Annotated in this window: 26 protein-coding genes; 10 read left to right on the top strand and 16 right to left on the bottom strand. The window is 70.4% G+C overall.

What is annotated here, in order from left to right:
* The first annotated feature begins 4 nt into the window (after positions 1 to 4).
* Both BCF44_RS02235 and rfbA read left to right on the top strand, forming a co-directional pair.
* Positions 5 to 496 carry a YajQ family cyclic di-GMP-binding protein gene (locus BCF44_RS02235; protein WP_116172351.1) on the top strand — a complete coding sequence of 164 codons (492 nt, stop codon included), beginning with the start codon at positions 5 to 7 and terminating at the stop codon, positions 494 to 496.
* A gap of 12 nt (positions 497 to 508) precedes the next feature.
* Entirely contained in the window at positions 509 to 1,402 is an 894-nt protein-coding gene (rfbA, locus tag BCF44_RS02230; RefSeq protein ID WP_116172350.1) for a glucose-1-phosphate thymidylyltransferase RfbA, read from the top strand.
* Between the two features lie 116 nt (positions 1,403 to 1,518).
* Here the strand turns inward: rfbA and htpX are convergent, their stop codons facing one another.
* Genes htpX through BCF44_RS57345 form a run of 4 tightly spaced genes read right to left on the bottom strand, consistent with a single transcriptional unit; the run spans position 1,519 to position 3,873 of the window.
* Positions 1,519 to 2,382: a zinc metalloprotease HtpX gene (htpX, locus tag BCF44_RS02225; RefSeq protein ID WP_116172349.1), complete on the bottom strand. Its 864-nt coding sequence runs from the start codon at positions 2,380 to 2,382 to the stop codon at positions 1,519 to 1,521.
* Between the two features lie 5 nt (positions 2,383 to 2,387).
* A complete protein-coding gene (locus BCF44_RS02220) occupies positions 2,388 to 2,873 on the bottom strand; it encodes a 4Fe-4S binding protein (RefSeq protein WP_116172348.1) in 486 nt (161 codons plus the stop codon).
* On the bottom strand, positions 2,870 to 3,451 hold the full coding sequence (locus BCF44_RS02215; RefSeq protein WP_116172347.1) for an NADH-quinone oxidoreductase subunit C: 582 nt from the start codon (positions 3,449 to 3,451) through the stop codon (positions 2,870 to 2,872). Before BCF44_RS02215 ends, BCF44_RS02220 begins: the two co-directional genes overlap by 4 nt.
* Complete coding sequence (locus BCF44_RS57345; protein ID WP_246014785.1) at positions 3,448 to 3,873, bottom strand: NADH-quinone oxidoreductase subunit B; 426 nt, start codon at positions 3,871 to 3,873, stop codon at positions 3,448 to 3,450. Before BCF44_RS57345 ends, BCF44_RS02215 begins: the two co-directional genes overlap by 4 nt.
* A gap of 126 nt (positions 3,874 to 3,999) precedes the next feature.
* Between BCF44_RS57345 and BCF44_RS57340 the strand changes: the two genes are divergently transcribed.
* A complete protein-coding gene (locus tag BCF44_RS57340) occupies positions 4,000 to 4,383 on the top strand; it encodes a hypothetical protein (RefSeq protein ID WP_246014784.1) in 384 nt (127 codons plus the stop codon).
* Between the two features lie 109 nt (positions 4,384 to 4,492).
* On the top strand, positions 4,493 to 5,941 hold the full coding sequence (locus BCF44_RS02205) for an ATP-grasp domain-containing protein (protein WP_246014783.1): 1,449 nt from the start codon (positions 4,493 to 4,495) through the stop codon (positions 5,939 to 5,941).
* A 42-nt stretch (positions 5,942 to 5,983) separates the two neighbouring features.
* Here BCF44_RS02205 and BCF44_RS02200 read toward each other — a convergent pair whose 3' ends face one another.
* Both BCF44_RS02200 and ddaH read right to left on the bottom strand, forming a co-directional pair.
* Entirely contained in the window at positions 5,984 to 7,030 is a 1,047-nt protein-coding gene (locus tag BCF44_RS02200) for a polysaccharide deacetylase family protein (RefSeq protein ID WP_246014782.1), read from the bottom strand.
* Positions 7,031 to 7,416: 386 nt separating this feature from the next.
* A complete protein-coding gene (gene ddaH / locus BCF44_RS02195; RefSeq protein ID WP_116172345.1) occupies positions 7,417 to 8,286 on the bottom strand; it encodes a dimethylargininase in 870 nt (289 codons plus the stop codon).
* 75 nt (positions 8,287 to 8,361) lie between these two features.
* On the opposite strand from ddaH, the gene BCF44_RS02190 reads away from it, so the two are divergent.
* The 4 genes from BCF44_RS02190 to BCF44_RS02175 all read left to right on the top strand — a co-directional run bounded on the left by BCF44_RS02190 (position 8,362) and on the right by BCF44_RS02175 (position 12,771).
* Positions 8,362 to 8,808 (top strand): Lrp/AsnC family transcriptional regulator, encoded by a 447-nt coding sequence (locus tag BCF44_RS02190; RefSeq protein WP_116172344.1) that lies wholly within the window; start codon positions 8,362 to 8,364, stop codon positions 8,806 to 8,808.
* Positions 8,809 to 8,818: 10 nt separating this feature from the next.
* The gene (locus tag BCF44_RS02185) at positions 8,819 to 9,565 is read left to right on the top strand and encodes an enoyl-CoA hydratase (RefSeq protein ID WP_116172343.1); all 747 of its coding nucleotides are present in this window, start codon (positions 8,819 to 8,821) and stop codon (positions 9,563 to 9,565) included.
* Positions 9,566 to 9,817: 252 nt separating this feature from the next.
* Entirely contained in the window at positions 9,818 to 11,701 is a 1,884-nt protein-coding gene (locus BCF44_RS02180) for a 2-oxoacid:acceptor oxidoreductase subunit alpha (protein ID WP_116172342.1), read from the top strand.
* The gene (locus tag BCF44_RS02175; RefSeq protein WP_116172341.1) at positions 11,698 to 12,771 is read left to right on the top strand and encodes a 2-oxoacid:ferredoxin oxidoreductase subunit beta; all 1,074 of its coding nucleotides are present in this window, start codon (positions 11,698 to 11,700) and stop codon (positions 12,769 to 12,771) included. The genes BCF44_RS02180 and BCF44_RS02175 overlap by 4 nt, the downstream gene beginning before the upstream one ends.
* Before the next feature lie 61 nt (positions 12,772 to 12,832).
* Here BCF44_RS02175 and BCF44_RS02170 read toward each other — a convergent pair whose 3' ends face one another.
* A complete protein-coding gene (locus BCF44_RS02170; protein ID WP_116172340.1) occupies positions 12,833 to 14,728 on the bottom strand; it encodes a sunset domain-containing protein in 1,896 nt (631 codons plus the stop codon).
* A 113-nt stretch (positions 14,729 to 14,841) separates the two neighbouring features.
* Positions 14,842 to 15,864 carry a polyprenyl synthetase family protein gene (locus tag BCF44_RS02165; protein WP_116172339.1) on the bottom strand — a complete coding sequence of 341 codons (1,023 nt, stop codon included), beginning with the start codon at positions 15,862 to 15,864 and terminating at the stop codon, positions 14,842 to 14,844.
* Positions 15,865 to 16,046: 182 nt separating this feature from the next.
* On the opposite strand from BCF44_RS02165, the gene BCF44_RS58460 reads away from it, so the two are divergent.
* Together BCF44_RS58460 and BCF44_RS02155 are read left to right on the top strand one after the other, a co-directional pair.
* Complete coding sequence (locus BCF44_RS58460; protein WP_281283068.1) at positions 16,047 to 16,175, top strand: hypothetical protein; 129 nt, start codon at positions 16,047 to 16,049, stop codon at positions 16,173 to 16,175.
* The gene (locus tag BCF44_RS02155; protein WP_116172338.1) at positions 16,168 to 16,452 is read left to right on the top strand and encodes a helix-turn-helix domain-containing protein; all 285 of its coding nucleotides are present in this window, start codon (positions 16,168 to 16,170) and stop codon (positions 16,450 to 16,452) included. The genes BCF44_RS58460 and BCF44_RS02155 overlap by 8 nt, the downstream gene beginning before the upstream one ends.
* Before the next feature lie 53 nt (positions 16,453 to 16,505).
* Here BCF44_RS02155 and nuoN read toward each other — a convergent pair whose 3' ends face one another.
* The 8 genes from nuoN to BCF44_RS02115 are packed head-to-tail and all read right to left on the bottom strand — an operon-like array spanning position 16,506 to position 26,997.
* Positions 16,506 to 18,026 (bottom strand): NADH-quinone oxidoreductase subunit NuoN, encoded by a 1,521-nt coding sequence (nuoN, locus tag BCF44_RS02150; RefSeq protein ID WP_116172337.1) that lies wholly within the window; start codon positions 18,024 to 18,026, stop codon positions 16,506 to 16,508.
* Between the two features lies 1 nt (position 18,027).
* Positions 18,028 to 19,596 (bottom strand): NADH-quinone oxidoreductase subunit M, encoded by a 1,569-nt coding sequence (locus tag BCF44_RS02145; RefSeq protein ID WP_116172336.1) that lies wholly within the window; start codon positions 19,594 to 19,596, stop codon positions 18,028 to 18,030.
* A complete protein-coding gene (gene nuoL, locus BCF44_RS02140; RefSeq protein ID WP_116172335.1) occupies positions 19,596 to 21,524 on the bottom strand; it encodes an NADH-quinone oxidoreductase subunit L in 1,929 nt (642 codons plus the stop codon). Before nuoL ends, BCF44_RS02145 begins: the two co-directional genes overlap by 1 nt.
* A gap of 15 nt (positions 21,525 to 21,539) precedes the next feature.
* Positions 21,540 to 21,839, bottom strand: a complete 300-nt coding sequence (nuoK, locus tag BCF44_RS02135) for an NADH-quinone oxidoreductase subunit NuoK (RefSeq protein WP_116172334.1) — start codon at positions 21,837 to 21,839, stop codon at positions 21,540 to 21,542.
* Positions 21,836 to 22,660, bottom strand: coding sequence for an NADH-quinone oxidoreductase subunit J (locus BCF44_RS02130; RefSeq protein WP_116172845.1), 825 nt, complete (start codon positions 22,658 to 22,660; stop codon positions 21,836 to 21,838). Before BCF44_RS02130 ends, nuoK begins: the two co-directional genes overlap by 4 nt.
* A gap of 20 nt (positions 22,661 to 22,680) precedes the next feature.
* Positions 22,681 to 23,205 carry an NADH-quinone oxidoreductase subunit NuoI gene (gene nuoI / locus BCF44_RS02125; protein WP_116172333.1) on the bottom strand — a complete coding sequence of 175 codons (525 nt, stop codon included), beginning with the start codon at positions 23,203 to 23,205 and terminating at the stop codon, positions 22,681 to 22,683.
* Positions 23,192 to 24,535, bottom strand: a complete 1,344-nt coding sequence (nuoH, locus tag BCF44_RS02120) for an NADH-quinone oxidoreductase subunit NuoH (RefSeq protein ID WP_116172332.1) — start codon at positions 24,533 to 24,535, stop codon at positions 23,192 to 23,194. The genes nuoI and nuoH overlap by 14 nt, the downstream gene beginning before the upstream one ends.
* Positions 24,532 to 26,997, bottom strand: a complete 2,466-nt coding sequence (locus BCF44_RS02115; RefSeq protein WP_116172331.1) for an NADH-quinone oxidoreductase subunit G — start codon at positions 26,995 to 26,997, stop codon at positions 24,532 to 24,534. Before BCF44_RS02115 ends, nuoH begins: the two co-directional genes overlap by 4 nt.
* Positions 26,998 to 26,999 lie beyond the last annotated feature (2 nt).

Genomic DNA, 26,999 nt, shown 5'->3' with positions numbered 1-26,999 from the left:
ACTCGTGGCGGACCCGTCGTTCGACGTGGTGAGCAAGGTCGACCGGCAGGAGGTCGACAACGCGGTGAACCAGGCCGGCAAGGAGCTGTCGACACGCTTCGACTTCCGGGGCACCGGTGCGTCGGTGGCCTGGGCGGGCGAGGAGGGGATCACCATCCAGGCGGAGACCGAGGAGCGCTGCACGGCGGCGGTCGAGGTCTTCAAGGAGAAGCTGATCAAGCGCAACATCTCGCTGAAGGCGTTCGAGGTGGGCGAGCCCGCGGTGTCCGGCAAGATCTACAAGGTCACGGGCAAGATCGTGCAGGGCATCGAGTCGGACAAGGCCAAGAAGATCTCGAAGGCCATTCGTGACGAGGGCCCGAAGGGCGTGCAGGCGCAGATCCAGGGCGATCAGCTGCGGGTGTCGGCCAAGAAGAAGGACGACCTGCAGGCGGTGATCGCGCTGTTGAAGTCGAAGGACTTCGAGATCGCCCTCCAGTTCACCAACTACCGCTAGGGGGACCGGTCCATGAAGGGCATCATCCTGGCCGGGGGCAGTGGCACCCGGTTGCACCCGATCACGCAGGCCGTGTCGAAGCAGCTGCTTCCGGTCTACGACAAGCCGATGATCTTCTACCCGCTGTCGGTGCTGATGCTGGCCGGCATTCGCGAGGTGCTGATCATCTCGACCCCGGCCGACCTGCCGAGCTTCCGGCGCCTGCTGGGTGACGGCAGCCAGTTCGGGCTGTCGCTGAGCTACGCCGAGCAGGCGCAGCCGAACGGCCTGGCCGAGGCGTTCATCATCGGCGAGGAGTTCGTCGCCGGCGACGACGTCGCCCTGGTGCTGGGCGACAACATCTTCTACGGCCAGGGTTTCGCCTCGATGCTCCAGAAGCACGCGGCGGGCATCGACGGCTGCGTGCTGTTCGGCTACCCGGTGCGGGACCCGGAGCGCTACGGCGTCGGCGAGGTGGACTCGACCGGCAAGCTGGTGTCGCTGGAGGAGAAGCCGGCCAGGCCGCGGTCGAACAAGGCGATCACCGGCCTGTACTTCTACGACAACGACGTGGTGGAGATCTCCAAGAACCTCCAGCCGTCGGCGCGGGGCGAGCTGGAGATCACCGACGTCAACCGGATCTACCTGGAGAAGGACAAGGCGCGGCTGGTGGACCTGGGCCGCGGCTTCGCCTGGCTGGACACCGGCACGCACGACTCGCTGCTGGAAGCGGGCCAGTTCGTGCAGGTGCTGGAGCACCGGCAGGGCGTGCGCATCGCGTGTCTGGAGGAGATCGCGCTGCGGATGGGCTACATCGACGCCGACTCCTGCTACACGCTGGGCCAGAAGCTGTCGAAGTCGGGCTACGGCCAGTACGTGATGGAGGTCGCGGTCTCGGCCGGCGCGACGCCGGCGACGCCCGCCTGATCCCCGCCTCGACCAGCGAAACGGCCGCCGACCCGCACCGGGTCCGGCGGCCGTTTCGTGTCCGGCGACGACAGCGGACGGCGGGACCGGACAACCAACTGCCTTGCGTCCCGGCCTCAGAAGGGGTGGCGGGCCATCTCTTCGAGGCGGCGGATGCGCTCCTGGATCGGCGGGTGCGTGGAGAACAGCCGCGCGCCGGCCTCGCCGGCGCGGAACGGGCTCGCGATCATCAGGTGCGACTGGGACACCAGCGACGGCTCGGGCGGCAGCGGGGCGGCCTGGGTGCCGTGCTCCAGCTTCCGCAGCGCGGCCGCGAGGCCGAGGGGGTCGCCGGTGAGCTGGGCCCCGGACTGGTCGGCCTGGAACTCGCGGGAGCGGCTGACGGACATCTGCACGATGCCGGCGGCCAGCGGGGCGACGAGCGCGATCAGGAGCAGGGCGACGGGGTTGGGGCGGTCGTCGTCGTTGCCGCCGAAGATGCCGGCGAACATCGCCAGGTTGGCCAGCACGGTGACGACGCTGGCCAGGGCGCCGGCGACGCACGAGATGAGGATGTCGCGGTTGTAGACGTGCGACAGCTCGTGCCCGAGCACGGCTCGCAGCTCACGCTCGTCGAGCAGCTCGAGGATGCCGACGGTGCAGCAGACGGCGGCGTTGGCCGGGTTGCGGCCGGTGGCGAACGCGTTGGGCGCCTGGGTGGGGCTGATGTAGAGCCGCGGCATGGGCTGCCGCGCGGACGTGGCCAGCTCGCGCACGATCCGGTACATCGCGGGCTGCTCCACCTGCGACACCGGCCGCGCGTGCATGGCACGCAGCGCCAGCTTGTCGGAGTTGAAGTACGCGTAGGCGTTCATGCCCACGGCCACCAGCAGGCCGATCAGCAGCCCGGTCCGGCCGAAGAACTGGCCGATCAGCAGGATCAGACCGCTGAGCGCGCCGAGCAGCAGCGCCGTCTTCAACCCGTTGACGTGCTTGTGCACCTTGCTCAGCCTCCGGGTCGTCGCGTCCTTCCAGACAACGCTCCGGGCCTGGTCCCAGTTCCGGGCGCCCCGCGTGACGGACGTCCCGGCGCGGCCTCGGGCGCGGGTTCGGCCGCCGCGTCCAGCGGCGGGGGCGGCGGCACCTGGTCGACCCATTTGCCCAGGTCAACGCGCTCGTGCACGAGTTCGGCGACCGCGTTGTCACCGGTACCGGGGTAGTCGTGCTCGGGCGCCCAGTGCAGCGCGTCGAAGGGACAGACCTCGACGCAGATGCCGCAGTACAGGCACTGGCCGTAGTCGATGGCGAAGCGGTCCAGCACGTTGAGCTGCCGCGGGCGGGCGGCCCCCTCCTGCTGGACGGTCTCGGTGTGCGAGTCGATGTGGATGCACCAGTCGGGGCACTCCCGCGCACAGATCATGCAGACGGTGCAGTTGGCCTCTAGCAGCGCGATGACACCGCGGGTACGAGGAGGAAGGGGGCGCTCGGTCATGACGGGTCCTCCTCTCGACGCGGTCCCCACGTGGCGTCGGGCACCCCGGGCGGCGCGAGCCGGCGGCGGCTCGGCGCGGCGGTCGACTCGCCGGGCTCCAACGCGCCCGGCCAGGGCCGCACGACCCGGGACGCGAGCACGAAGTCCTTGCGCAGCGGGTGCCCGGCGAACGTCTCCGACAGCAACAGCCGTTCCGCCGGAGCGCCGGCCAGCGCGATGCCGAACATCTCGGCCGCCTCGCGCTCATGCCACGCCGCGCCGGCCCACACGTGCGCGACGCTCGGCAACTCCTCGCCCACGCCCACCTCGGTACGCAGCAGCAGGCCGTCCCGGTTCGACGGGTCGACAACGTGCAGCAGCACCGTGTGCCGCTCGCCCACCGCGCCCGGCCGTCCGGCGTCCTCCGCGCCGAGCCAGTCGAACAACGCGCAGCCGAGCTCGTCACGGGCCAGCATCGCGGCGTTCACCCAGTCGTTGAGCGGAATTGTCACGATGGACTGACCGAACGCGGCCCTGGTGACGGCCGACGGCTGCAGGTCCGCCATTCGTGCCGCGAGTTCGCCCGATGCGGCACTCATGAGGCCACCATCCGGTGCAGCGCACGCAGCCCGTCGAGCAACGCCTCAGGCCGCGGCGGGCAGCCCGGCACCGCGACGTCGACCGGCAGCATCTGGTCGATTCCCTTGGTGACGCAGTAGGAATCCCAGTACGGGCCGCCGGTGTTGCTGCACGCGCCGACCGACAGCACGCGCTTGGGCTCGGGCATCGCCTCGTACGTCGCCAGCACCGCCGGCAGCATCACGTCGGTAACGGTTCCGGACACCACCAGCACGTGCACCACCTCCGGCGCGCCGGTCGGCACCGGTTCCGGGGCGTCCTCGCCGCGTCCGTGCAGCGCGGCCATCACCTCGACGCCGCAGCAGGCCAAGCCCAGGTCGAGCACCGTCACCTCGTACCGGGTGCCCCAGTTCAGCCGAACGGTCGACGTCGTCGTGGTCACGAAGACCAAGCCTAGACGTGCCACTGGCGGGGCTTGTGCCGACGGCGAAGATGGGCCCGTGAGCGAGCCTGCGAGCGAACCGTCGAACACAGTAGCGGCGCTCACGCTGCCGACGAAGGAGGCGGCGTGAGCTTCTGGGAGGAACTCGGGCCCGAAGAGTACTGGGTCATGATCAACACAATCGAGGAGGCCTACCTCAACGGGGTGATCTCCGATTTCCTCGGACACTCCGAGCGGTGCGGCACGGTCTGGATCCCCGGCACCGACGAGGAGGCGATCAAGGAGCTGATCCCGCGGTTCCGCCGGGTGGTCCGCGACCTCATCGACCGCGACCTGGTGGAGATCAGGGAGCCGTGCAACGCGATCTTCGACGACGCCCCCGAGCTGGGCGACATCGAGATCGACGACGTGCTGGCCGACCCCGGCACGTGGCTGAAGGCGCCCGGCAGCGTGAACCGGATGGTGATGTTGATGCCGACCGAGCGGGCGGACCGGCTGATCTCCCGCTGAGGCCCCAATACCGTTGCCAGACCGTGCTTTCGGCGACCACGCGGCGGGCTCTATGCTTCGGAGCATCCGGCGCTCGCCGGCCCTCAAGGCACTTCAGCTAAGTGAGTCCATGACTATGGATCATCAGTCTCGCGCGCTCTCCGAGCGCCTCCGTGGTCTGTTCGGCGGCCGCAAGGTCGTCCTCGCCGGTGGCACCCGGCTGTACCGGCGTGTGCAGGAACTGCAGCATCTGGGCGTCGATCGCACGCTCGTGATCAGCACCGATGATTCCGCGCCGCTGTACGACCCGCAGGTGGCCACCTGGCTGCCGCTGGGCATCAGCGGTCTGATCGCCACGGAACAGATGGGCCTTGAGGAAGCGCTGAGTAGTCCCGCCCCGGAGCTGGCCGGGGCGCTGCGCGAGTTCGACCCCGAGGGCGACGCGCTGGTGGTCGGGTCGCACTACATGGCGCTGCCCGAGGTCGACGGCCGCACGGTGATCAACTATCGGCGGCCCGAATGGGTGGCGCTGGAGAACAAGACCACCATCGACTCGCTGTGGCGGGACCTGTCCGCGCCGCACGCGCCGGCCGTCGTGTTCGACGCCGCCGGCGAGTCGTTCTCCTCGCTGTGGGAGGCGTCCAAGCGGCTGGACAGCGGCTGGGGCGTGGTGTGGTCCGGGGACGGGCCGGCGATCAACGGCGGGGCGAACTTCGTGCGCCGGGTGCGGACCCGGTCCGAGGCCAGGCGGGTGTTCCGGCACCTCGCGCCCAAGTGCGACTTCATCCGGGTGATGCCGTTCCTGGAGGGGATCCCGGTGTCGGTGCACGGCATCGTGTTCCCGGACGGCACCGCCGTGCTGCGTCCGATCGAGATGGTCGTGCCGCGGCGCACCGAGTCGGCGCGCTTCCTCTACGCCGGCTGCGCCAGCTTCTACGACCCGCCCTCGCAGATCCGTGACGAGATGCGCAACCTGGCCCGCCGGGTCGGCGAGCAGCTGCGCACCACCGTCGGCTACCGGGGCACCTTCACCCTGGACGGCGTCGCCACCGCCGACGGCTTCCGCCCCACCGAGATCAACACCCGCTACGGCGGCGCCATGACGTGCTTCGAGGACGCGCTGCCACAGGTGCCGATCGCGCTCGTGCACGTGGCGCTGGTGGCGGGGTACGACATCGGCATCTCCTCGATGGAGTTCGAGGACATGCTCGTGCACGCCGCCGACACCAGCCGGATCAGCTCCATCGGGGCCAACGTGAAGGCCGTGTCGCCCACGCACGAGGTGGAGCGGCCGATCGTGTGGACCGAGTGGGCGTGCCGGTGGGCGCACGAGGACGAGGTTCCACATGGGACGCTCCGGCTCAAGCCCGGCCGCATCGGCGGCCGGCTGGAACTGGACATGTTCCAGGACATGGTGCGCCCGGGTCGGGCCGCCGCGCCGCTGGTGGTGTCCGCGTTCGCCCTGGCGGACCAGGACTGGTGCACCGGGCTGGGGCGGCTGGAGCCGGCGCAGGCCGTCGTCGAGCCGGACGTCGAGGAACTGATGGCCGCCGTGGAGCAGGCCGCCGTCACGGCGTGAGGACCGTCGGTGGACGGCGCCTCCCGGCGCCGTCCACTGTGGTCAGTGCGTGGTCAGCAGATCATTGACCGTGACGAAGCGGTAGCCCTTGGCCCGCAAGCCGTCCACGATCCTGGGCAGCGCCGCGAGGTCCGCGTCGTGGTCGGCGTTCCACGGGTGCAGCAGGATGATCGAACCCGGCCGCACCTGGTCCAGGGTCGTGCTGGCGATGGCGTTCGGGTTGTCCGAGGCCGGGTCGCCTGAGTCGGAGTCCGGCTCCACGTCCCAGGTGATCGTCTTGCGGCCATGGTCGGCCAGGTACTTCGGCAGCTGGTAGATCTTCTTGCTGTACGGCGGCCGGAACACGATCTCGCCGCCGTAACCCGCCCGCCGGATCAGGGCATCGGTCCGTTCGATCTCCGAGGCCACGAAGTCCGCGCCCACGAACACCATGCGGGTGTGCGAGTACGAGTGGTTGCCGAGCTGGTCGCCCTGCGCCACCAGCCGCTCCGCCACGCCCGGGTGCTTCTCCATCTCGGAGCCGATGAGGAAGAACGTCGCCGGCACGCGCAGGCCGGCCAGCGCCTTCTCGATCGACGGCCCCTTGTCCGAGGGGCCGTCGTCGAACGTCAGCGCCACGACCTTCTCGTCGGTGTCCACGCGATAGGTCAGGCCGCCGAACAGCTGGAAGGTTCGGGAGTTCATCAGCACGTACAGGCCGACGCCGCTGCCGACGAGGAGCAGCAGCGCCACCGCGGAGACGATCAGCCACTTGCGCATGAAACGGCCGACGTCGGGCTGCCGCGCCGGGTTGCCCGCCGCCCACAGCAGCCGTCGTGACTCCTTGCTGTCCAACAGTTCCAGGCCGCGCCGGGCCCGATCCCCGAAGGACTCGTCCGTGAGCAGCGCCTCCGACCGCGCCTCACCGATCAGCTCCGACAGCCAGCACCGCAGGCCGCGATCGTCTCGCGCCGTACGGAACTCCTCGATCAGCCGGAAACTCGGATGACGCGGTCGCGCCGGACCCGGCACGCTGAACCCATGGCACATCAACACCCAGGAGACGATGCCGCGTAGGCGGCCCGCGCCGAACCCCAACCCAGGGGTCACCCATGCGCCCGGCCTTCCCCGCGGTACGCGAAAGCTCGCGGCGGCGGTGACCCGCCTGGAACGCGAACGCCTGTGGCCCGGCGCGGTGGCACGAGCCCTGCTCCGATGGACCCGAGTGGCCCACCGGCCCGCGCTCGAACTGTCCGGCGGCTGCGGCTGCCAGCTGTGCAGCCTGTTCCCTTTCGACGACGAACGCGACGTTCTGGAGATCGCGCTCCACGCCCTGCCACCCGGGCCGCACGAGAACTGCGGGCGATGGTCACGCCTCTGGACGAGATCTACCTCGCCAGAACCTGGCCGAACCCGTCCGCGCCGGCCGACGAGCAGTGGTGGAGGCGCCGGTGCTGGGGCTGATCGGGGCGGCCCCACCACCGGCGAGGTCGTGATCAGTCCCGGAGCTCCATGGTGCAGCACTTGGGGCCGCCGCCGGACTTGCGGAGCTCGGAGACGTCGACGTACACGGGCTGGTAGCCGCGGGCGGCGAGGCGGTCGCCGAGGGCGGTGGCCTCTGTGGGCAGCACGACGTTGTGACCGTCGGAGACTCCGTTGAGGCCGAGGCATTCGGCGTCGGCGGCGGTGGCGATGACGGCGTCGGGGAACAGATGGCGGAGCACCCGCTGCGACCCCGGTGAGAAGGCCTCGGGGTAGTAGCAGATCTCGGGCCGCGCGGAGCGGTCGTCGAGGACGAACAGCGCGGTGTCGAGGTGGTAGTAGCGCGGGTCGACGAGCTGGAGGGACACGACCGGCACGCCGAGGACCTCCTGGGCCTCAGCATGGGCGCCGGGGTCGGTGCGGAAGCCGGTGCCGGCCAACAGCACGGTGCCGGTCCAGGTGAAGTCGCCCTCGGCCTCGTTGACGCAGGTGGGCATCACGACGTCGCGGTAGCCGTTGCGCAGGAACCAGCGCCGGAAGTGGTCGGCCTCGGCGGCCCGCTGCTCGGCGCGGAACCGGGAGCCGAGCACGACGCCGTTGACGACGGTGCCGGAGTTCGCGGCGAACACCATGTCGGGCAGCCCGGGCTCGGGGTCGATGAGCTCGACCTTGTGCCCCAGCGCCTCGTAGGCGTCCTTCAGCGCGGTCCACTGCTCGACGGCGACCCGGGTGTCCACCGGACGCTCGGGATCCATCCACGGGTTGATCGAGTACTCGACGGTGAAGTACTCCGGGCGGCACATCAGGTACCGACGGGTGGTCGGCACCCGGACCTGGGCGATCTGCTCCGCGGTCGGGAGCGGCGCGTCGAGCGTGGCGGACATGGATCGAAATGTAAGTGGTGGGGGGACCATCGATCAACGCCGCTGCATTGCGTCCAATGGTGCAGAATGTTGCGTATGGACGCCATCGACCAGCGAATCGTTTCGTGCCTCGTCACCGACGCCCGATCGAGTTACGCGGAGATCGGCAACGCGGTGGGCCTGAGCGCCCCGGCGGTGAAGCGCCGGGTGGACAAGTTGCTGGATCTGGGCGTCCTGCGCGGCTTCACGGCGGTGGTCGACCCGGAGGCCCTGGGCTGGGGCACGGAGGCCTTCGTCGAGGTGCACTGCAAGGGCAACATCCCGCCGACGGAGATCCGCGGCCGACTGGAGCCGCTGCCGGAGGTGGTGGCCGCCTACACCGTCTCGGGAGCGGCGGACGCGATCGTGCACCTGCGCGCGGCCAACATCCACCACCTCGAGACGGTGTTGGAGCGCCTGCGCGGCCTGGACATCGTGGACCGGACGATCTCCACGGTGGTCCTTTCAACGCTTCTCGACCGGCCTCCCACTCCGGAGCACTAGCCTCGCCGCCATGAGTCAGATCCTTGTCGACCGCCGCGACCGGGTCGCGGTGGTGACGGTGCACGACCCCGACCGCCGCAACGCGCTGAACCTGGGCCTGGCCGCCGAGCTGGCGGAGGCGGTCCGGGCCTGCGAGGCGGACGAGCAGGTCGGCGCGCTCGTCGTGACGGGGACGCCGCCGGCGTTCTGCGCGGGCGCCGATCTGACGGCGCTCGGCGAGGCCCGCGAGGAGGGCCTGCGCAGCATCTACGCGGGTTTCCTCGCGGTGGCCAACTGCGCGCTGCCGACGGTCGCGGCGGTCAACGGCGCGGCAGTCGGCGCGGGCCTGAACCTCGCGCTGGCCTGTGACGTACGACTCGCGGGAGAGAAGGCGCGGTTCGACGCCCGGTTCCTGCAACTGGGCATCCACCCCGGCGGTGGCATGACCTGGATGCTGCAACGGATCGTCGGCCCGCAGCAGGCCGCCGCCATGACGCTGTTCAGTCGGGTCTGCGACGCGAACGCCGCCCTGGCGGCGGGGCTGGTGCTCGACGTCGCCGACGACGTCGTCGAGCGCGCGGTGCAACTCGCGAGCCAGGCGGCGCAGGCGCCGCGGGAGCTGGTGATCGCGGCCAAGCGCACCATGCGGGCGACGGCGGCGACCGTCGCGCACGCCGACGCGGTGGAGCTGGAGCTGGGCCCGCAGCTGGCCTCGATCGACTCGCCGGCGTTCACCGAGCGGCTGGCGGCGCTGCGGCGTCGGATCGGCGGCAATTGATGGCATTTCCCACATGTCGGACAGCGACACACATTACTGTGACGTGCACCGCACAACGACGTTTCACCTTACCGCCGGTAAGTACCGTTAACACCTGGTGGGAGCGCCGCGCCGAGCCGACGGTGAACAATGATCACCAAAGACTGCGAGAACACCCCGTGCCCGACGACTACGCTCGTGAGATAGCGCCAAGCCGGCGCCGCCAGCCGGTCGTGGCGTGACGTGGCCGAGGAGAAAGGCACTGTCGAGCCCATGAGTATTGACGTGGGTAGGGGGACGCGCACAACGGACGTCCGCAAGGTTGATCGAGTTGTGATCCGCTTCGCCGGCGACTCCGGCGACGGCATGCAGCTCACCGGTGACCGGTTCACCTCGGAGGCCGCGGCCTTCGGCAACGACCTTGCCACGCTGCCGAACTTCCCCGCCGAGATCCGCGCGCCACAGGGCACGCTGCCCGGCGTGTCCAGCTTCCAGCTGCACTTCGCGGACTACGACATCCTCACCCCCGGCGACCGCCCGGACGTGCTGGTCGCGATGAACCCGGCCGCGCTCAAGGCCAACATCGCCGACCTGCCCGCCGGCGGCATGCTCATCGTCAACACCGACGAGTTCACCAAGCGCAACCTGACCAAGGTCGGCTACGCCAGCAACCCGCTCGAGGACGAGTCGCTGTCGCAGTACCAGGTGCACCAGGTGGCGATGGCCAGCATCACCCGCGCCGCGCTGGAGCCGACCGGCCTGTCGAAGAAGGACGCCGAGCGCGCGAAGAACATGTTCGCGCTGGGCCTGCTGTCCTGGATGTACCACCGGGAGACCGAGGGCACCGAGCGCTTCCTGCGCGAGAAGTTCGCCAAGAACGAGGCCATCGCCGAGGCCAACATCCTGGCCTTCCACACCGGCTGGAACTACGGCGAGACCACCGAGTCCTTCGCCGTGACCTACGAGGTCGCGCCGGCCAAGCTGGCCACCGGCACCTACCGGCAGATCACCGGCAACACCGCGCTGGCCTACGGCATCGTCGCGGCCGGCCAGTGCGCGAAGCTTCCGGTGTTCCTGGGCACGTACCCGATCACGCCGGCCTCCGACGTGCTGCACGAGCTGGCCAAGCACAAGAACTTCGGCGTCACCACCTTCCAGGCCGAGGACGAGATCGCCGGCATCGGCGCCGCCCTCGGGGCGTCCTTCGGCGGCGCGCTGGGCGTGACCTCCACCTCCGGCCCGGGCATCGCGCTGAAGTCGGAGACCATCGGCCTGGCCGTGATGACCGAGATGCCGCTGGTGGTGCTGGACATCCAGCGCGGCGGCCCGTCCACCGGCCTGCCGACCAAGACCGAGCAGGCCGACCTGTTGCAGGCCATGTTCGGCCGCAACGGCGAGGCCCCGGTGCCGATCATCGCGCCGCGCTCGCCCGCGGACTGCTTCCAGGCGGCCCTGGAGGCGACCCGGATCGCGCTGACCTACCGCACGCCGGTGCTGCTGCTGTCCGACGGCTACATCGCCAACGGCTCCGAGCCGTGGCTGATCCCGAACGTCGAGGACCTGCCCGACCTGAGCGTGCAGTTCGCCACCGAGCCCAACGCCACCGACGGCTCCGGCGAGTTCTGGCCGTACCTGCGCGACCCGGAGACGCTGGCCCGGCCGTGGGCGGTGCCGGGCACCCCCGGGCTGGAGCACCGGATCGGCGGCCTGGAGAAGGCCGACAAGACCGGCAACATCTCCTACGACCCGGACAACCACGACAAGATGGTCCGGATCCGCCAGGCCAAGATCGACGGCATCACCGTGCCCGACGCCGAGATCGACGACCCGTCCGGCGCGGCCCGCGTGCTGGTGCTGGGCTGGGGCTCCTCCTACGGCCCGATCGGCGCGGCCTGCCGCCGGGTCCGCCGGCTGGGCATGGACGTCGCCCACGTGCACCTGCGCAACCTCAACCCGTTCCCGCGCAACCTGGGCGAGGTCCTCAAGCGCTACGACAAGGTCGTCATCCCGGAGATGAACCTGGGCCAGCTGGCCATGCTGATCCGGGCCAAGTACCTGGTCGACGCCGTGTCGTACACCAAGGTCGCCGGCCTGCCGTTCAAGGCCGAGGAACTCCAGGACGTGCTGATCGACTTCGTGAAGGGACTGGACGCGTGACCGCGATCGACCTCGGGCTTCCGCAGCTGGGTGGGCTCGCCGGCGTGCCGACCTTCGACGGCAAGCAGACCGCCAAGGACTACAAGACCGACCAGGAGGTCCGCTGGTGCCCGGGCTGCGGCGACTACGCCGTGCTCGCCGCCGTGCAGTCCTTCCTGCCGGATCTGGGCCTCAAGCGCGAGAACATCGTGTTCGTGTCGGGCATCGGCTGCTCCAGCCGCTTCCCGTACTACATGAACACCTACGGCATGCACTCCATCCACGGGCGCGCCCCGGCCATCGCGACCGGCCTGGCGACCTCGCGGGAGGACCTGTCGGTGTGGGTCGTCACCGGTGACGGCGACGCGCTGTCCATCGGCGGCAACCACCTGATCCACGCGCTGCGCCGCAACGTCAACCTGAAGATCCTGCTGTTCAACAACCGGATCTACGGCCTGACCAAGGGCCAGTACTCGCCCACCTCCGAGGAGGGCAAGGTCACCAAGTCCACCCCGATGGGCTCGCTGGACCACCCGTTCAACCCGGTGTCGCTGGCGCTGGGCGCGGAGGCGTCGTTCGTGGGCCGGGCGCTGGACTCGGACCGCAAGCAGCTCACCGAGGTGCTGCGGGCCGCCGCCGAGCACCGCGGGTCGGCGCTGGTGGAGATCTACCAGAACTGCCCGATCTTCAACGACGGCGCGTTCGACGTGCTCAAGGAGCCGGGCGAGCGCGAGGAGCGCATCGTGCCGCTGCGCCACGGCGAGCCGATCCGGTTCGGCGCCGACGGCCAGCACGGCGTCGCCCGCGACCCGAAGACCGGCACGCTCAAGGTCGTCGAGGTGGCCGAGGTCGGCGAGGACAACCTGGTCGTGCACGACGCCACGATCGAGGACCCGTCCTACGCGTTCGCGCTGTCCCGGCTGGGCAACCACAACCTGGACCACACCGTCACCGGCGTGTTCCGCAACGTGCAGCGGGCCACGTACGACGACCTGGCCCGGCACCAGGTCGAGCAGGCCAAGGCGGCCAAGCCCGCCAACCTGGGCGCGCTGCTGCGCGGCAAGGACACCTGGTCCGTCGCGGCGGACTGAAATCCGTGGACGCGAAGCAGGCCCCCGGCGAGATCGCCAGGGGCCTGCTTCGTCGTGACGCCTAGTCGGCCGGGTTGAAGCCGGCGCGCTCGGCCTCTTCGGCGCTGCGGAACCAGACCTCGGCCTTCGCGCCGGCGAAGCCGCCGCTGCTGGCCGTGTGATAGGTCCGCGAGCCGATGACGGCCTTGACCTGGAAGTCGTCCGAAGGCGCGGAGCCGTCCGGCTTGGGCAGCGCCGAGCCGGGGCCGAACGGGGTGCGCGGGCCGCCGCTGGACGGGCGGCGGATCGGCGCGGCGTCGGTGTTGCGGGGGATCGTGCTGAACGCCTGACGCGGCCGGAAGGGGGCCGGGTCGAACGGCTCCGGCCCGGCGGACAGGCCGTTGCCGCCGCGCGGCCACGAGCTGCTCACCGTGCGCTTGGGCAGGCCGGCCGAGGTGGACGCGGGCGGCGGCTTCGGCTGCTCGGCGGCCAGCAACTCCGGGGCCAGGATCGGGGTGAACGGCACCGAGTCGGTCGACGTGAACGACCGGGTCGTCGGCTCCTGGATGGGCGCGAAGCCGTCCAGGTCGTCGTACGGGTCGTCCCCGTCGGGGTCGAGCACCGGCTCGAACAGCGAGCGCGGGCGGGCGACCGCCTCCATGGGGGCCGGCTCGGGGCGCGGCGGGCGGGTCGGCAGCGGCGTGGCCGATTCGGCCGGCTCCGGCGGCGTGACGCTGCCGGGCGGGGTGAGAGCGCCGGGCGGGATCGGCTTGCCGAACTGGTTCGGGTCCAGCCGGATCGGCTCGGCCAGCGCCTCCAGCTGCACCTCGGGTTCCGGCTCCGGCTCCGGCGCGGGCTCGTTCTCCGGCAGGTCGTACACGCCGTCGGCCGGCTCCGCGGGCTGCTCGAACAGGCTGTGCCGGGACGCGGCCTCGGGCTCGGGTTCCGGCGCGGGCTCCTCCTCGGCCAGCTCGCCGGCCAGGCGGCGCTCCTGCACCGCCTTCTGCGCCGCGGCGATCACCGACACCGCGACCGGGCCGGTGGTCTCGGCGGCCGCCTCGCGCTCGGATTCCGTCAGGTCGTCGTCGACGACGTCGTCGACCAGGTGCTCGTCCTCGAGGTCGGCGGTCGGCACGTGCGCGAGCTGGCCGCGGGCCGGCGTGACCGGGCCGTGGTCGGCCAGCTCCATGTCCTCGGGATCCAGCGCCGGCGGCAGGATGCTGGTGGTCTCCGCCGCGTTCGCCTCGCCGACCAGCCGGTTGATCGCCGCCGTCATCTCGGCCGGGCTGGGGTTGGGGATCGGCGGAGCGGCCGGGACCGGCGCCTGGATCTGGGTCGGCTGCTCGTCGGCGGGCGGCTGCTCCTGGGCCGCCACGGGCTCCGGCTCGGGCTCCGCGGCCGGCGCCGGCTCGTTGTCCTGGTCGGCCCCGTGCTCGGCGTGGTAGCCGGCCTCGACGTGGTAGTCGGCCTCGACGTGGGGCTCGGCGTCCAGCGGCTCGAAGCGGGTGCGGTCGGCGGCCAGCTGCGGGCGGTCGGCCTGGGGCTCGACGGTGGCCGGCTCCGGGAACTGGGGCGGCTCGGCGGCCGGCGGCTCGTACCGGGTCGCCTCCGGCTCGTACGGCGTGAACTGCGGCTCCGGACGGTCCGGGCGGTCGTAGCCGAGGTCGTGCTCCGGCTGCGGGGCGACCAGCGTGCGGGGCGACTCGGGGCCGCGCTCCCAGGACGGTAGTCGGTCCGGGTCCCAGCCCGAGGCCGGCGACGGGTGCTCGTCGACGATGCTCGTCCGCTCGACGTCGCTCTCCGCCGGCACCGGCATCGCCGGCGGCGGCGCGGCCTCCGCGCGCTTCGCCTTGGCGAGCTGGATCTCCAGCTGCCGCACCTGCTTGCGCAGCGGTCGTGAGAACAGCACGGCGTCCAGCACCCCGCCGATCACGAACGACAGCAGGCAGAGCAACCACACCTGCCCGAACACCCACATCACCGGACTACACCCTCCTAGTGCCTGCTGGCCCTTGCGGCAGGCTAACGGCCGGCGGCCCGTTCGGGCCCCCTTGCCCGTCCAGGGCAGCATGACACTAACGGGTGAGCGTTTCAGTATGTGCGGGCGACCATGTAGTCGGTGAGGGAATCCAGCGCGTCACGCGCCGGACCTGCGGGAAGGACGGCCAGCTCGGAGCGGGCGCGGTCCGCGTAACCGGCGAGGGTCTGGCGGGCCTGCTCCAGGCCGGCCGACTCGCGCAGCAGTTTCAGCGCCTCCTCCACCAGGTTGTCGTCGGCGATCGGGCCGGCCAGCAGCTCGCGCAGCCGGTCGCCCTGCGGGTCCGGGTCGGTCAGCGCGTACAGCATGGGCAGCGTGCGCACACCCTCGCGCAGGTCCGTTCCGGGCGTCTTGCCGGATTCCGACGACGGGGAGGCGATGTCGATGATGTCGTCGGAGATCTGGAAGGCCTTGCCGATGGCGTCGCCGTAGGTGCTCAACGCCTGCACCCGCTCGGGGCTCACCCCCGCGAACATGCTGCCGAACCGGCCGGCCGTCGCGATCAGCGAGCCCGTCTTCTCGTCGATCACCTTCAGGTAGTGCGCGACCGGGTCCTGGCCGGCCGGCGGGCCGATCGTCTCGCGCATCTGGCCGGTGACCAGCTGGCTGAAGGTGCCGGCCATGATGTGGCCCGCCTCCGTGCCCAGGTCCGCCACCAGCTTCGAGGCGTGCGCGAACAGGAAGTCGCCGGTCAGGATGGCGATCGTGTTGTCCCAGCGGGCGTTCGCGCTGACCGCGCCGCGGCGCATCGTCGCCTCGTCCATCACGTCGTCGTGGTACAGCGTGGCCAGGTGGATCAGCTCCACCACCGCCGCCGCCTTCGTCACGTCCTCGCGGTCCGCGTCGCCGAACTGGGCGGCCAGCAGCGTGAACAGCGGGCGGAAGCGTTTGCCCCCCGCGTCCACCAGGTGCAGCGCCGTCTCCGTGACGAACTCGAGGTCGCTCTGCACCACCGAGCGCAGCAGGTTCTCGACTCTGCCCAGGCCGATCCGCACCGCGTCGGCCAGCGCCGGATCGGCGAAGTCGAATCGAATGCCCCGCTCCGAGGCGGTGTGCGTGTGCTGGTTGCCCGTCACGTGGATGTGTCCCCTACAGCGGCCCGGCTGCTGGCTGTTTCCCCAGCAGTAGTGTCACGTCCCCAGCAGCGTAATCGCCGCGAGATCGGTCGTGCCTGGGTAGTGGTGTGGAGAACTCCAGGATAGCTCGATCGCCACTCTGGGGAGCCGCGCTGTTACGGTGCGGGTATAGCATCTGCGCTATGAACTGGGGCACCGTCGAGCTGGAACCGGAAGTCCTCGACTGGCTGAAGAATCTGACCGCCGGGCAGTTCGCCACCGCGACCTTCCGCACCCCGGACGAGGACGACGGAAGCGAGACCGATGGCTGAGCGGAGCAGCTGGCGGGAGCTGCGTGACCGGAGGATGGCGGAGCCCGGCGCGGAGGAGGGCCACGCGGCTGCTCGGCTGGCCTACGAGCTCGGCAAGTCCGTACGCGAGATGCGCGAGAGGCGGGGCTGGACGCAAACGCAACTGGCGCAGGCCGCCGGTATGACACAGTCCGCAGTCGCACGGTTCGAGGCAGGCGGCACGATGCCGACGATTCCGGTGCTGGACCGGCTGGCGCAGGCGCTCGGCGCGAAGCTCGTGGTCAGGCTCGTGGCCTGAGACGACGAAGGGGCGGCCCCGCTCGGAGCCGCCCCTGTCGCGTGAAACGGTCCTCAGCCGAGGAAGCCGCCCTTGGCCCAGTCCAGGACGAAGCCGGGGACGACGCCGAGCAGCAGGGTGATGAACACGCCCAGACCGATGGCGACGGTGGTGAAGGCGCCGGGCACGGTGACGGTGGGGCCGTCCTCGGCGGGCTCGCTGAAGTACATCAGGACGACGACGCGCAGGTAGAAGAACGCGGCGACGGCGCTGAAGACCAGGGCGATGACGACGAGGGGGGCCATGCCGTCCTGCAACGCCGCGGAGAACACGACGAACTTGCCGACGAAGCCGCTGGTGAGCGGGATGCCGGCCAGGGCGAGCAGCAGGAACGTGAAGACGGCGGCCAGCAGCGGCGAGCGCTTGGCCAGGCCGGCCCATTCGGACAGGTCGGAGGCCTCGCCGTTGCCCCGGCGCACCAGGGAGATCACGCCGAACGACGCGATCGTGGTGAAGCCGTAGGCGACCAGGTAGAACAGGGTCGACTGGAGGCCGTTGGTGTTGAGGGCGATGGCCCCGACGAGCAGGAAGCCGGCGTGCGCCACCGAGGAGTAGGCGATCATGCGCTTCACGTCGGTCTGGGTCAGACCGAAGATCGCGCCGATGGCCATGGACACGATGCACACGGCCCACAGCACCCCGCGCCACTCCCACTGCGTGGACTGGAACGCCACGGTGAGCACCCGCAGGATCCCGCCGAACGCGGCCACCTTGGTGCAGGCGGCCATGAAGGCGGTGACGGGCGTGGGCGCGCCCTGGTAGACGTCCGGGGTCCAGGTGTGGAACGGACCGACGGCGGCCTTGAACAGCAGGCCGACGACGAGCAGGCCGAGACCGCCGAACAGCAGCGTGTCGGACCGGTTGGTGCCGACGGCGGCGTTGGCGATGTCGGACAGCCGCACCGAGCCGGCGTAGCCGTAGAGCAGCGCCAGGCCGTACAGGAAGAACGCGGACGCGAAGGCGCCGAGCAGGAAGTACTTGACCGCCGCTTCCTGCGAGATGAGGCGACGCTTCCGAGCCAGACCGCACATCAGGTACAGCGGGAGGCTGAGCACCTCCAGCGCGATGAACATGGTCAGCAGGTTGTTCGCGGCGCTGAACACCATCATGCCGCCCAGCGCGAACAGGAACAGCGGGAACGCCTCGGTCTGGAGCGCGCCGTCGGGGTCGACGGTCTTGTCGGCCAGCAGCAGCAACGCGAGCAGCCCCAGCGCCAGCAGCGTGCCCCACAGGAACAGCGCCGGCTGGTCGATGGAGATGACGTTGGCCAGCGTCAGCACGCCGGTGTGCCCGGCGACCCCGCCCTTGGCGGCGTCGCTGTTCATGAACAGGATGAGCGCCACGCCGGCGGCCAGGATGGACACCACGCACAGCCCGACCTGCAGGGCCCAGCGCGACTCCTTGGCCACGAAGGCCTCGATGAGCACGCCGAGGCAGGCCGCGCCGAGCACGATCAGGATCGGCGTGATCGCCGCGTACGACACGTCCGGCGGGTTGATCTGTCCCTGGGCCTGCGCGAGGAATTGAGAGAGCACGTCACTTGCCTTCCTGCGCGGGCACCGCGTCGGCCACGCCCACCGCCTGCATGGTCGCCGTCACGGACGGCCCCACGACATCGAGCACGGGCTTCGGATAAACACCAAGCACCACGATCAACAGCACCAGCGGCGCCAGCACCACCAGCTCGCGCTTGTTCAGGTCGGTCACCGCGGCCTTCTCGGGATCGGTGGCCGCGCCCGGACCGCCGGACACGCCGACCAGGGCGTTGCCCCGCACCGGACCCTGCATGACCCGCTGGTACAGCCACAGCACGTACAGCGCGGCCAGGATCATGCCGATGGTCGCCAGCACCGAGTACACCGGCTGCGTCGGGTACGAGCCCAGCAGCACCAGGAACTCCGAGACGAACGAGTTGGTGCCGGGCAGCGACAGCGTGGACAGACCCGCCACCAGGAACAGGCCGGCCAGCACCGGGGTCAGCTTCGACATGCCGCCGTAGTCGGCGATCTTCGTCGACCCGCCGCGGGCGATCACCATGCCGATCACCAGGATCAGCATGCCGGTGGCGATGGAGTGGTTGACCATGTACGACACCGCGCCGACCTCGGACTGCGAGGTGAAGGCGAAGATGCCGATCGCGATGAAGCCGAAGTGGGCGATCGACACGTACGCGATCAGCCGCTTCAGGTCGCTCTGCCCCACCGCGAGCAGCGAGCCGTACAGCACGCCGATCACGCCGAGCACCAGCACCAGCGGCGCGAGCGCCTTGCTGGCGTCGGGGAACATCGGCAGCAGGTAGCGCAGGAAACCGAAGGTGCCGACCTTGTCCAGCACACCGACCAGGATCACGGCCACGCCGATCGGCGCCTGCTCGGCGGCGTCGGGCAGCCACGTGTGCAGCGGCACCAGCGGCGCCTTGATGGCGAAGGCCAGGAAGAAGCCGAAGAACAGCCACACCTGGGTGCCCAGCGGCGCCTCGCGCACCACCGTCACCAGCTGCGCCCAGTCGAAGGTGCCGTGCCCCAGCTTGTCGGCGGCCAGCGAGTAGCAGCCGATCGCCGAGGCCAGCATGATCAGGCCGCCGAGGAACGAGTAGAGGAAGAACTTCACCGCCGCGTACTGCCGGCGCGGGCCGCCGTAGCCGCCGATCAGGAAGTACATCGGGATCAGCATGATCTCGAACAGCACGTAGAACAGGAACACGTCGGTGGCGGCGAACACGCCCACCATCAACGCCTCCTGCACCAGGATCAGCGACAGGAAGCCGCCGGCCGAGCGCCCGGTCGGCAGCCTGTCGGCCCAACTGGACCCGACCACGATCGGCACCAGCAGCGCGATCACGCCGATCATCACCAGCGCGATGCCGTCGACGCCGAACGACAGGTGGATGCCCAGCTGCCCGATCCAGTCCACCGACGAGGAGAACTGGATGCGGGCGCCGCCCGGCTCGTAGCTGACCCACAGCAGCACGGCCAGCACGAACTCGACCAGCGTCACGGCGAGCGCGGTGACCTTGGCCGTCCGGTCGTCGTTCTTCAGGAACGCCACCACCAGCGCGCCGACCAGCGGCACCACCAGCAGGGCGAGCAACAACCCAGTCCCCATCAGGAGAACCTCACCATCAGCAGAGCCGCGACCACCAGGACGGAGCCGCCGAGCATGGTCAGCGCGTAGGACCTGACGAAGCCGGTCTGGGTGCGCCGCAGCACCGAGGACAGGAAGCCGAGCGTGCCGGCCAGCCCCGTGACGGCACCGTCGACGCCCTTGTCGTCCAGCACGACCAGGCCCCGGGTGAGCACCTCACCCGGCTTGGCGAACAGCGCCTCGTTGATGGCGTTGCCGTACAGGTCGGCGCGCGCCGCACGGACCGGCCAGGACACCTTCGCCGGCTTCTCCACCGGAACGTCCTTGCGGCCCACGAACACCCAGGCCAGACCGGCGCCGATCACCATGAGCGCCAACGAGATCACCGTCAGGCCGATGCCCGGGATCGGGCCCTCGCCGTGCTCCTGGAGCTGGCCCAGGGTCGGCGACAGCCAGTCGGCCAGCCGGTTGCCGCTGGTGAGGAACCAGCCGGCACCGATCGAGCCGATGGCCAGGATGATCATCGGCACGGTCATCACGGCCGGCGACTCGTGCGGGTGGAAGTCCTTGCCGTCGCTGGACTTGAGGTCCTTCCAGCGTTCCTTGCCGAAGAAGGTCATCAGCATCAGCCGAGTCATGTAGAACGCGGTCAGCGCCACGCCCAGCATGGCGGCCCCGCCGAACACCCAGCCGCGCCAGCCCTCCTGGGAGAACGCCGCCTCGATGATGGCGTCCTTGGAGAAGTAGCCGGACAGGCCCGGGAAGCCGATCAGCGCCAGGTAGCCGAGGCCGAAGGTGACGAACGTGATCGGCATCCGCTTGTACAGGCCGCCGAACTTGCGCATGTCGACCTCGTCGTTCATGCCGTGCATGACCGAGCCGGCCCCGAGGAAGAGCCCCGCCTTGAAGAAGCCGTGCGTGAGCAGGTGCACGATGCCCAGCGCGTAGCCGATCGGGCCGAGGCCGACGCCGAGGATCATGTAGCCGATCTGGCTGACCGTGGAGTAGGCCAGCACCTTCTTGATGTCGTCGTAGGCGCAGCCGACGATGCACCCGATCAGCAGCGTGATCGTGCCGATGATGGTGACGACCAGCCGCCCGTCCTCGGTGAGGTTGTAGATCGGGTTGGACCGGGCCACCAGGTACACGCCGGCGGTGACCATGGTTGCCGCGTGGATGAGGGCGGAGACCGGGGTCGGGCCCTCCATCGCGTCGGGCAACCAGGCCTGGAGCGGGAACTGGCCGGACTTGCCGCAGGCGCCGAGCAGGAGCAGCAGGCTGATGGCCAGCACCGTGCCGGTCGGCAGCGTATTGATCTTGGCGAAGACGTCGGTGTACTGGGTGGTGCCGAGGTTGGCGAACATCAGGAAGATCGCCACGGCCAGGCCGACGTCGCCGACCCGGTTCATCAGGAACGCCTTCTTGGCCGCGGTCGCCGCGGACGGCCGGTTCTGGTACCAGCCGATCAGCAGGTACGACGCGAGACCCACGCCCTCCCAGCCGAAGTACAGCGTCACGAAGCCGTTGCCCAGCACCAGCAGCAGCATCGCCGCGACGAACAGGTTGAGGTAGGCGAAGAACCGCCGCCGGCCGTCGTCGTGCGACATGTAGCCGATGGAGTAGATGTGGATCAGCGAGCCGACGCCGGTGATCAGCAGCACGAAGGTCACCGACAGCGGGTCCAGCCGCAGGCCGAAGTCGACCTGGAGGGCCTGCACCGGGATCCAGGAGAACAGGTGCAGCTCCGAGACCCGGTGCGCGGCGTCGTGGCCGGTGGTGTCGAAGAACAGGATCACGCCGTACACGAAGGCGGCCAGCACCGTCGCGCAGCCGAGCAGGTGGCCCCACTTGTTGGCGGCCTTGCCGGCCAGCAGCAGGATGACCGCGCCGACCAGGGGCAACACGAGCAGCAGCCAGGCGTACGACCCGACCGCGGAGATATCCGTCATTTTCCCGGTCGCCCCTTAGTACTTGAGCAGGTTCGAGTCGTCGACCGAGGCCGAGCGACGGGTCCGGAAGATGGACATGATGATCGCCAGGCCGACCACGACCTCGGCAGCGGCCACGACCATCACGAAGAACGCCATCACCTGGCCGTCGAGCTGGCCGTTGATCCGCGCGAACGTGACCAGCGTGAGGTTCACGGCGTTGAGCATCAGCTCGACGCACATGAACACGACGATGGCGTTGCGCCGCACCAGCACGCCGATCGCGCCGATGCTGAACAGCAGCGCGGACAGCAGCAGGTAGTAGGTCGGCGTCATCGGGTCGCCTCCTCGTGGTCGCCGGTCAGCGCGTGCGCGTCGGCGTGGTGCTCCTCGCCGGCGACCTCGGCCCGGTCGTGCTCGAACGTCTCGGCCGCGGTGGCCTCGATCAGCTCGGACAGCGACTCGGGAGCGACGGAGCCGTCGGGCAGCAGCGCCGGCGTGGCCACCGAGTTGGCGGTGGCGAAGACGCCGGGGCCGGGCAGCGGCGAGGGCCGGTTCCCGCGGAACCGCTCGATCACCAGCTCGCGCTGGGTCTTGTGGGCCTGCTTGCTCTTGCCGACGAAGGCCAGCACCATCGCGCCGACCGCGGCGGTGATCAGCAGCGCCGAGGTCAGCTCGAACGGGAACAGGTAGTCGGTGAAGATCAGCTTGCCGACGGCGTTGATGTTGCCGCCCGAGTTGGCTTCGGCCAGCCCGGAGGACGGCACCTGGTTCAGCGCGCGCAGCAGGGCGCTGATCGCGACGCCGGCGAAGCCGATGCCGAAGATCGCCGCGATCACCCGCTGCCCGCGCAGCACTTCCACCACCGAGTCGGAGCTGTCCCGGCCGACCAGCATCAGCACGAACAGGAACAGCATCATCACGGCGCCGGTGTAGACGATGATCTGCACGAAACCGAGGAACGGGGCCTGCTGGAGCATGTACAGCACGCCGAGGCTGAGCATCGTCAGCACCAGGAACAGCGCGGAGTGCACGGCGTTGCGGGCGAACAGCATGCCCAGGCCGCCCAGCAGGGCCAGCGGGCCGAGGATCCAGAACCCGACGGCCTCGCCGGTGGTGATGACGTCCGGCGCGGGCGTGTTCTGCTGCTGTTGCATGACGAACTGCATCAACGCGCTCACTTGGCCGCCTCCCCTCGCGCCAGCTCGGGGCCGTTGACGTAGTAGTCCTGCTCGGTCTCGCCCAGCCGCATCGGGTGCGGCGGCTGCTCCATGCCGGCCAGGAGCGGCGCCATCAGGTCTTCCTTGGTGAAGATCAGGCGCTGCCGGTCGTCGTCGGCCAGCTCGTAGAAGTTGGTCATCGTCAGCGACCGGGTCGGGCAGGCCTCGATGCACAGGCCGCAGCCGATGCACCGGAGGTAGTTGATCTGGTAGTCCTTGCCGTACCGCTCACCGGGCGAGTAACGCGCGTCCTCGGTGTTGTCGCCGCCCTCCACGAAGATCGCGTCGGCCGGGCAGGCCCAGGCGCACAGCTCACAGCCGACGCACTTCTCCAGCCCGTCCGGGTGCCGGTTGAGCTGGTGCCGGCCGTGGTAGCGGGCGGCCGTCGGACGGTAGTCCTCCGGGTACTGCTCGGTCACGACCTTCTTGAACATCGTCGAGAAGGTGACGCCGAAGCCCTTGAGGGGATCAAGCATCCCCATCGCTGGCCTCCTTCGGGGTGGACGACGCCGCCACGGCAGCGGGTTGCGGTGCGGCCGCCGGCGCGGCCGGGCGACGCCGCTTGGGCGCCTTCGGGACCTTCAGGTCCAGCGGCGGCAGCGGGTAGCCGCCGCCGGTGACCATGACCCGGTCCGGGTCGGAGGGGGCCTTGCGCTCGGGGATCAGCGCGACCACCACGAGGATCGCGATGATCATGATCGCGATGACGACGCCGAAGCCGACCCCGCCCCAGCTGTTGGCCTGCGGGCCGTTCAGCGCGCGGATGCAGACCACCAGCACGATCCAGACCAGGCTGATCGGCACCAGGACCTTCCAGCCCAGCCGCATGAACTGGTCGTAGCGCATGCGGGGCAGGGTGCCGCGCAGCCAGACGAATACGAACAGCAGCACCATCATCTTGCCGACGAACCAGAGCATGCCCCACCAGCCGGTGTCGAAGTACCCGCCCGCGATGAGGTTGAGGGGGAACGGCGCGTGCCAGCCGCCGAGGAACAGCGTCGTGGCGAAGGCCGAGACGGTGACCATGTTGATGTACTCGGCCAGGAAGAACAGCGCGAACTTGAGCGAGCTGTACTCGGTGTGGAAGCCGCCGACCAGCTCCGACTCGGCCTCGGCGAGGTCGAACGGGGCCCGGTTGGTCTCGCCGACCATGGACACCAGGTAGATCAGGAAGCTCGGCAGCAGCGTGAGCACGTACCACAGGCCCTGCTGCGAGTTGACGATCTCGGCGGTGGACATCGAGTGCGACAGCAGGATCACGCCGACGATGGACAGGCCCATCGCGATCTCGTACGAGATCACCTGCGCGGCCGAGCGCAGCGCGCCCAGCAGCGGGTAGGGCGAGCCGGAGGACCAGCCGGACAGCACGATGCCGTAGACGCCGACGGACGAGCAGGCCAGCACCACCAGCACGCCGACCGGCAGGTCGGCCAGCTGGATCGCGGTGTCGTAGCCGAACATGTTGACCTCGCCGCCGAACGGCATCACCGAGAAGGCGAGGAACGCCGGCACGGCGGAGATCACCGGGGCCAGGAAGAACACCCACTTGTCGGCCAGGACCGGCCGGATGTCCTCCTTGAACGCCAGCTTGAGGCCGTCGGCCAGGGACTGGAGCAGGCCGAACGGGCCGACCCGGTTGGGGCCGGGCCGGTGCTGCATCCGGGCGACCACCCGGCGCTCGAACCAGATCATGAACAGGGTCATCACGACCAGGAAGACGAAGATCCCCAGGGTCTTGATGAGCACCAGCCAGAACGGGTCACCCGCCAGCAGCTGGGCCGTGTTCGGGCTGGGCGCAGCGTGGAACCTCATGCGTCACCTCCGCCAGCGTGCAAGGTCACCGCGGCGCCGTGCCCGGCGCCCAGGGTCCGGCGCAGTCGCGAGCCGCCGGAGTTGCCCGGCAGCCACACCACGTCGTCGGGCAGGTCGGCCAGCTCGACCGGCAGCGTCACGCTGCCCCGGTCGGTGGCCACGGTCGCCGCGTGCCCCTCGACGACGCCGAGCTTGTCGGCGGTCGCCGGCGACACCCGGATCACCGCGGTGCGGGCGGTGCCCGCGAGGTTGGGCTCGTCGTCCTGGAGCGAGCCGTTGTCGATCAGCTGCCGCCAACTGGCCAGCAGCACCTGGCCGTCGCCGGCCCTCGGGGCCTGCGGGGCCGCCACCGCCGGCGGCTCGGCCCGCCGGCCGGTGCGCGGCGCGCCCAGCCGGGCCAGGTTCGCCGCCGACGCCGCGGGCGTCTGCGTGAACAGGTCCGCGTCCATCTCGACGGCCAGCGTGTCCAGCACCCGGCAGTCGGGCAGCGCGCCGGTGCCGTCCAGGGTGGTGCGGAACGGCCGCTCGCGGTTCTCCCAGTTGCGGTAGCTGCCGGACTTCTCCGAGGACGGCGCGATCGGCAGCACCACGTCGGCCCGCTCGGTGACGGCGCTGGGCCGCAGCTCCAGGCTGACCACGAACGCCTTGTCCAGTGCCCGCAGCGCCAGCTCCGGGTCGGCCAGGTCGTACGGGTCGACGCCGCCGACCACCAGGCCGGCCAGCTCGCCGGACGCCGCCGCGGCCAGCATGCCGTCGGTGTCGCGACCCGGCTCGGCCGGCAGCGCGCCGGCGTCCAGGCCCCAGGCCTGCTCGACCTCGCTCCGCAGCGTCGGGTCGGTGACCAGACGCCCGCCGGGCAACAGGTTCGGCACGGCGCCGGCCTCCAGCGCGCCGCGCTCGCCGGCCCGCCGCGGGATCCACGCCACGCGGGCGCCGGTCCGCTCGGCCAGCCGCAGCACCGACGAGAACAGGCCCGGCACCTCGGCGGCGCGCTCGCCGGCGAGGATCACCGCCCCGCTGCCGGACAGCGCCTCGAACGCCTCCGCGGTGGCGGAGTTGAAGAACAGGCCCTCGATCGCCGCCGGCTCGCCGCCGGGCACGCACCGCAACAGCGTGCCGCCGGTCTTCTCGACGGCGGCGCTGGTGAACTGGCCGAGGTGGAACACCTTGGTCCTGCCGGTGCGGGAGGCCTTGCGCAGCCGCAGGAAGACGATCGGCGACTCCTCCTCCGGCTCGAAGGCGACGCACAGCACGGCCGGCGCCTTCTCCAGGTCGGCGTAGGTGACTCCGCCGTCCTCCGGGGAGTGCCCGACCACGTGCGCGGACAGGAAGTCCAGTTCCTCGGCGGAATGCGCCCGGGCCCGGAAGTCGACGTCGTTGGTGCCCAGGGCCACCCGCGCGAACTTGGCGTACGCGTAGGCGTCCTCGACGGTCAACCGGCCGCCGGCCAGCACACCCGCGCCGCCGTTGGCCTTGGCCGCCGCGAGACCCTCGGCCGCCCGACGCAGCGCGTCCGTCCAGGAGGCTTCGACCAGCTCACCGGTCTCCGCGTCCCGGACCATCGGCCGCAGCAGGCGGTCGTTGGCCACGGCGTAGCGGAAGGCGAACCGGCCCTTGTCGCAGTTCCACTCCTCGTTCACGGCCGGGTCGTCGCCGGCCAGCCGGCGCGTCACCTTGCCGCGCCGCCAGTCCGTGCGCTGCGCGCAGCCCGACGAGCAGTGCTCGCAGACGCCCGGTGTGGACACCAGGTCGAACGGGCGGGAGCGGAACCGGTAGGCGGCGCTGGTGAGCGCGCCCACCGGGCAGATCTGGATGGTGTTGCCGGAGAAGTAGCTCTGGAACGGCTGCTCCTCGGCGATGCCGATCTGCTGCTGCGAGCCGCGCTCCAGCAGGTCGATGAACGGGTCGCCGGCGATCTGCTTGGAGAACCGGGTGCAGCGCTGGCACAGCACGCACCGCTCCCGGTCCAGCAGCACCTGGCTGGAGATCGGGATCGGCTTGGGGAAGGTCCGCTTGGTCTCCACGAAGCGGGAGTCCGCCCGGCCGTGGGCCAGCGCCTGGTTCTGCAGCGGGCACTCGCCGCCCTTGTCGCAGATCGGGCAGTCCAGCGGGTGGTTGATGAGCAGCAGCTCGATCACGCCCTGCTGGGCCTTGTCGGCGACCGGCGAGGTGTGCTGGGTCTTGACCACCATGCCGTCGGCGACGGTCATGGTGCAGCTGGCCTGCGGCTTCGGCATCGGCCGGCCGCCCATCTCCACCTCGACCAGGCACTGCCGGCAGGCGCCCGCCGGGTCGAGCAGCGGGTGGTCGCAGAACCGGGGGATCTCGATGCCCAGCCGCTCGGCGGTCCGGATCAGCAGCTCTCCCTTGGGGGCCACCACCTCCAGCCCGTCGATGGTGAGCTTGACGTGGCCCTCCGGCACGACGAGCTCCGAAGAAGGCTTCTCAGGTGCGACAGTCATGT

The sequence above is a fragment of the Kutzneria buriramensis genome (genome assembly GCF_003387475.1).
In the GTDB taxonomy this organism is placed as follows: Bacteria; Actinomycetota; Actinomycetes; order Mycobacteriales; family Pseudonocardiaceae; genus Kutzneria; species Kutzneria buriramensis.
The sequence above is the reverse complement of the archived record's forward strand: the minus strand, read 5'-3'. Positions and strand labels throughout refer to the sequence as shown.

What these genes read in the sequence shown, in the direction of transcription:
- rfbA (WP_116172350.1), top strand. Translation starts at nt 509, where the DNA reads ATGAAGGGCATCATCCTGGCCGGGGGCAGTGGCACCCGGTTGCACCCG.
- BCF44_RS02220 (WP_116172348.1), bottom strand. Translation starts at nt 2,873, where the DNA reads ATGACCGAGCGCCCCCTTCCTCCTCGTACCCGCGGTGTCATCGCGCTG.
- BCF44_RS02215 (WP_116172347.1), bottom strand. Translation starts at nt 3,451, where the DNA reads ATGAGTGCCGCATCGGGCGAACTCGCGGCACGAATGGCGGACCTGCAG.
- BCF44_RS02205 (WP_246014783.1), top strand. Translation starts at nt 4,493, where the DNA reads ATGACTATGGATCATCAGTCTCGCGCGCTCTCCGAGCGCCTCCGTGGT.
- ddaH (WP_116172345.1), bottom strand. Translation starts at nt 8,286, where the DNA reads ATGTCCGCCACGCTCGACGCGCCGCTCCCGACCGCGGAGCAGATCGCC.
- BCF44_RS02190 (WP_116172344.1), top strand. Translation starts at nt 8,362, where the DNA reads ATGGACGCCATCGACCAGCGAATCGTTTCGTGCCTCGTCACCGACGCC.
- BCF44_RS02185 (WP_116172343.1), top strand. Translation starts at nt 8,819, where the DNA reads ATGAGTCAGATCCTTGTCGACCGCCGCGACCGGGTCGCGGTGGTGACG.
- BCF44_RS02180 (WP_116172342.1), top strand. Translation starts at nt 9,818, where the DNA reads ATGAGTATTGACGTGGGTAGGGGGACGCGCACAACGGACGTCCGCAAG.
- BCF44_RS02170 (WP_116172340.1), bottom strand. Translation starts at nt 14,728, where the DNA reads ATGTGGGTGTTCGGGCAGGTGTGGTTGCTCTGCCTGCTGTCGTTCGTG.
- BCF44_RS58460 (WP_281283068.1), top strand. Translation starts at nt 16,047, where the DNA reads ATGAACTGGGGCACCGTCGAGCTGGAACCGGAAGTCCTCGACTGGCTG.
- BCF44_RS02155 (WP_116172338.1), top strand. Translation starts at nt 16,168, where the DNA reads ATGGCTGAGCGGAGCAGCTGGCGGGAGCTGCGTGACCGGAGGATGGCG.
- BCF44_RS02145 (WP_116172336.1), bottom strand. Translation starts at nt 19,596, where the DNA reads ATGGGGACTGGGTTGTTGCTCGCCCTGCTGGTGGTGCCGCTGGTCGGC.
- nuoL (WP_116172335.1), bottom strand. Translation starts at nt 21,524, where the DNA reads ATGACGGATATCTCCGCGGTCGGGTCGTACGCCTGGCTGCTGCTCGTG.
- nuoK (WP_116172334.1), bottom strand. Translation starts at nt 21,839, where the DNA reads ATGACGCCGACCTACTACCTGCTGCTGTCCGCGCTGCTGTTCAGCATC.
- BCF44_RS02130 (WP_116172845.1), bottom strand. Translation starts at nt 22,660, where the DNA reads ATGCAACAGCAGCAGAACACGCCCGCGCCGGACGTCATCACCACCGGC.
- nuoI (WP_116172333.1), bottom strand. Translation starts at nt 23,205, where the DNA reads ATGGGGATGCTTGATCCCCTCAAGGGCTTCGGCGTCACCTTCTCGACG.
- nuoH (WP_116172332.1), bottom strand. Translation starts at nt 24,535, where the DNA reads ATGAGGTTCCACGCTGCGCCCAGCCCGAACACGGCCCAGCTGCTGGCG.
- BCF44_RS02115 (WP_116172331.1), bottom strand. Translation starts at nt 26,997, where the DNA reads ATGACTGTCGCACCTGAGAAGCCTTCTTCGGAGCTCGTCGTGCCGGAG.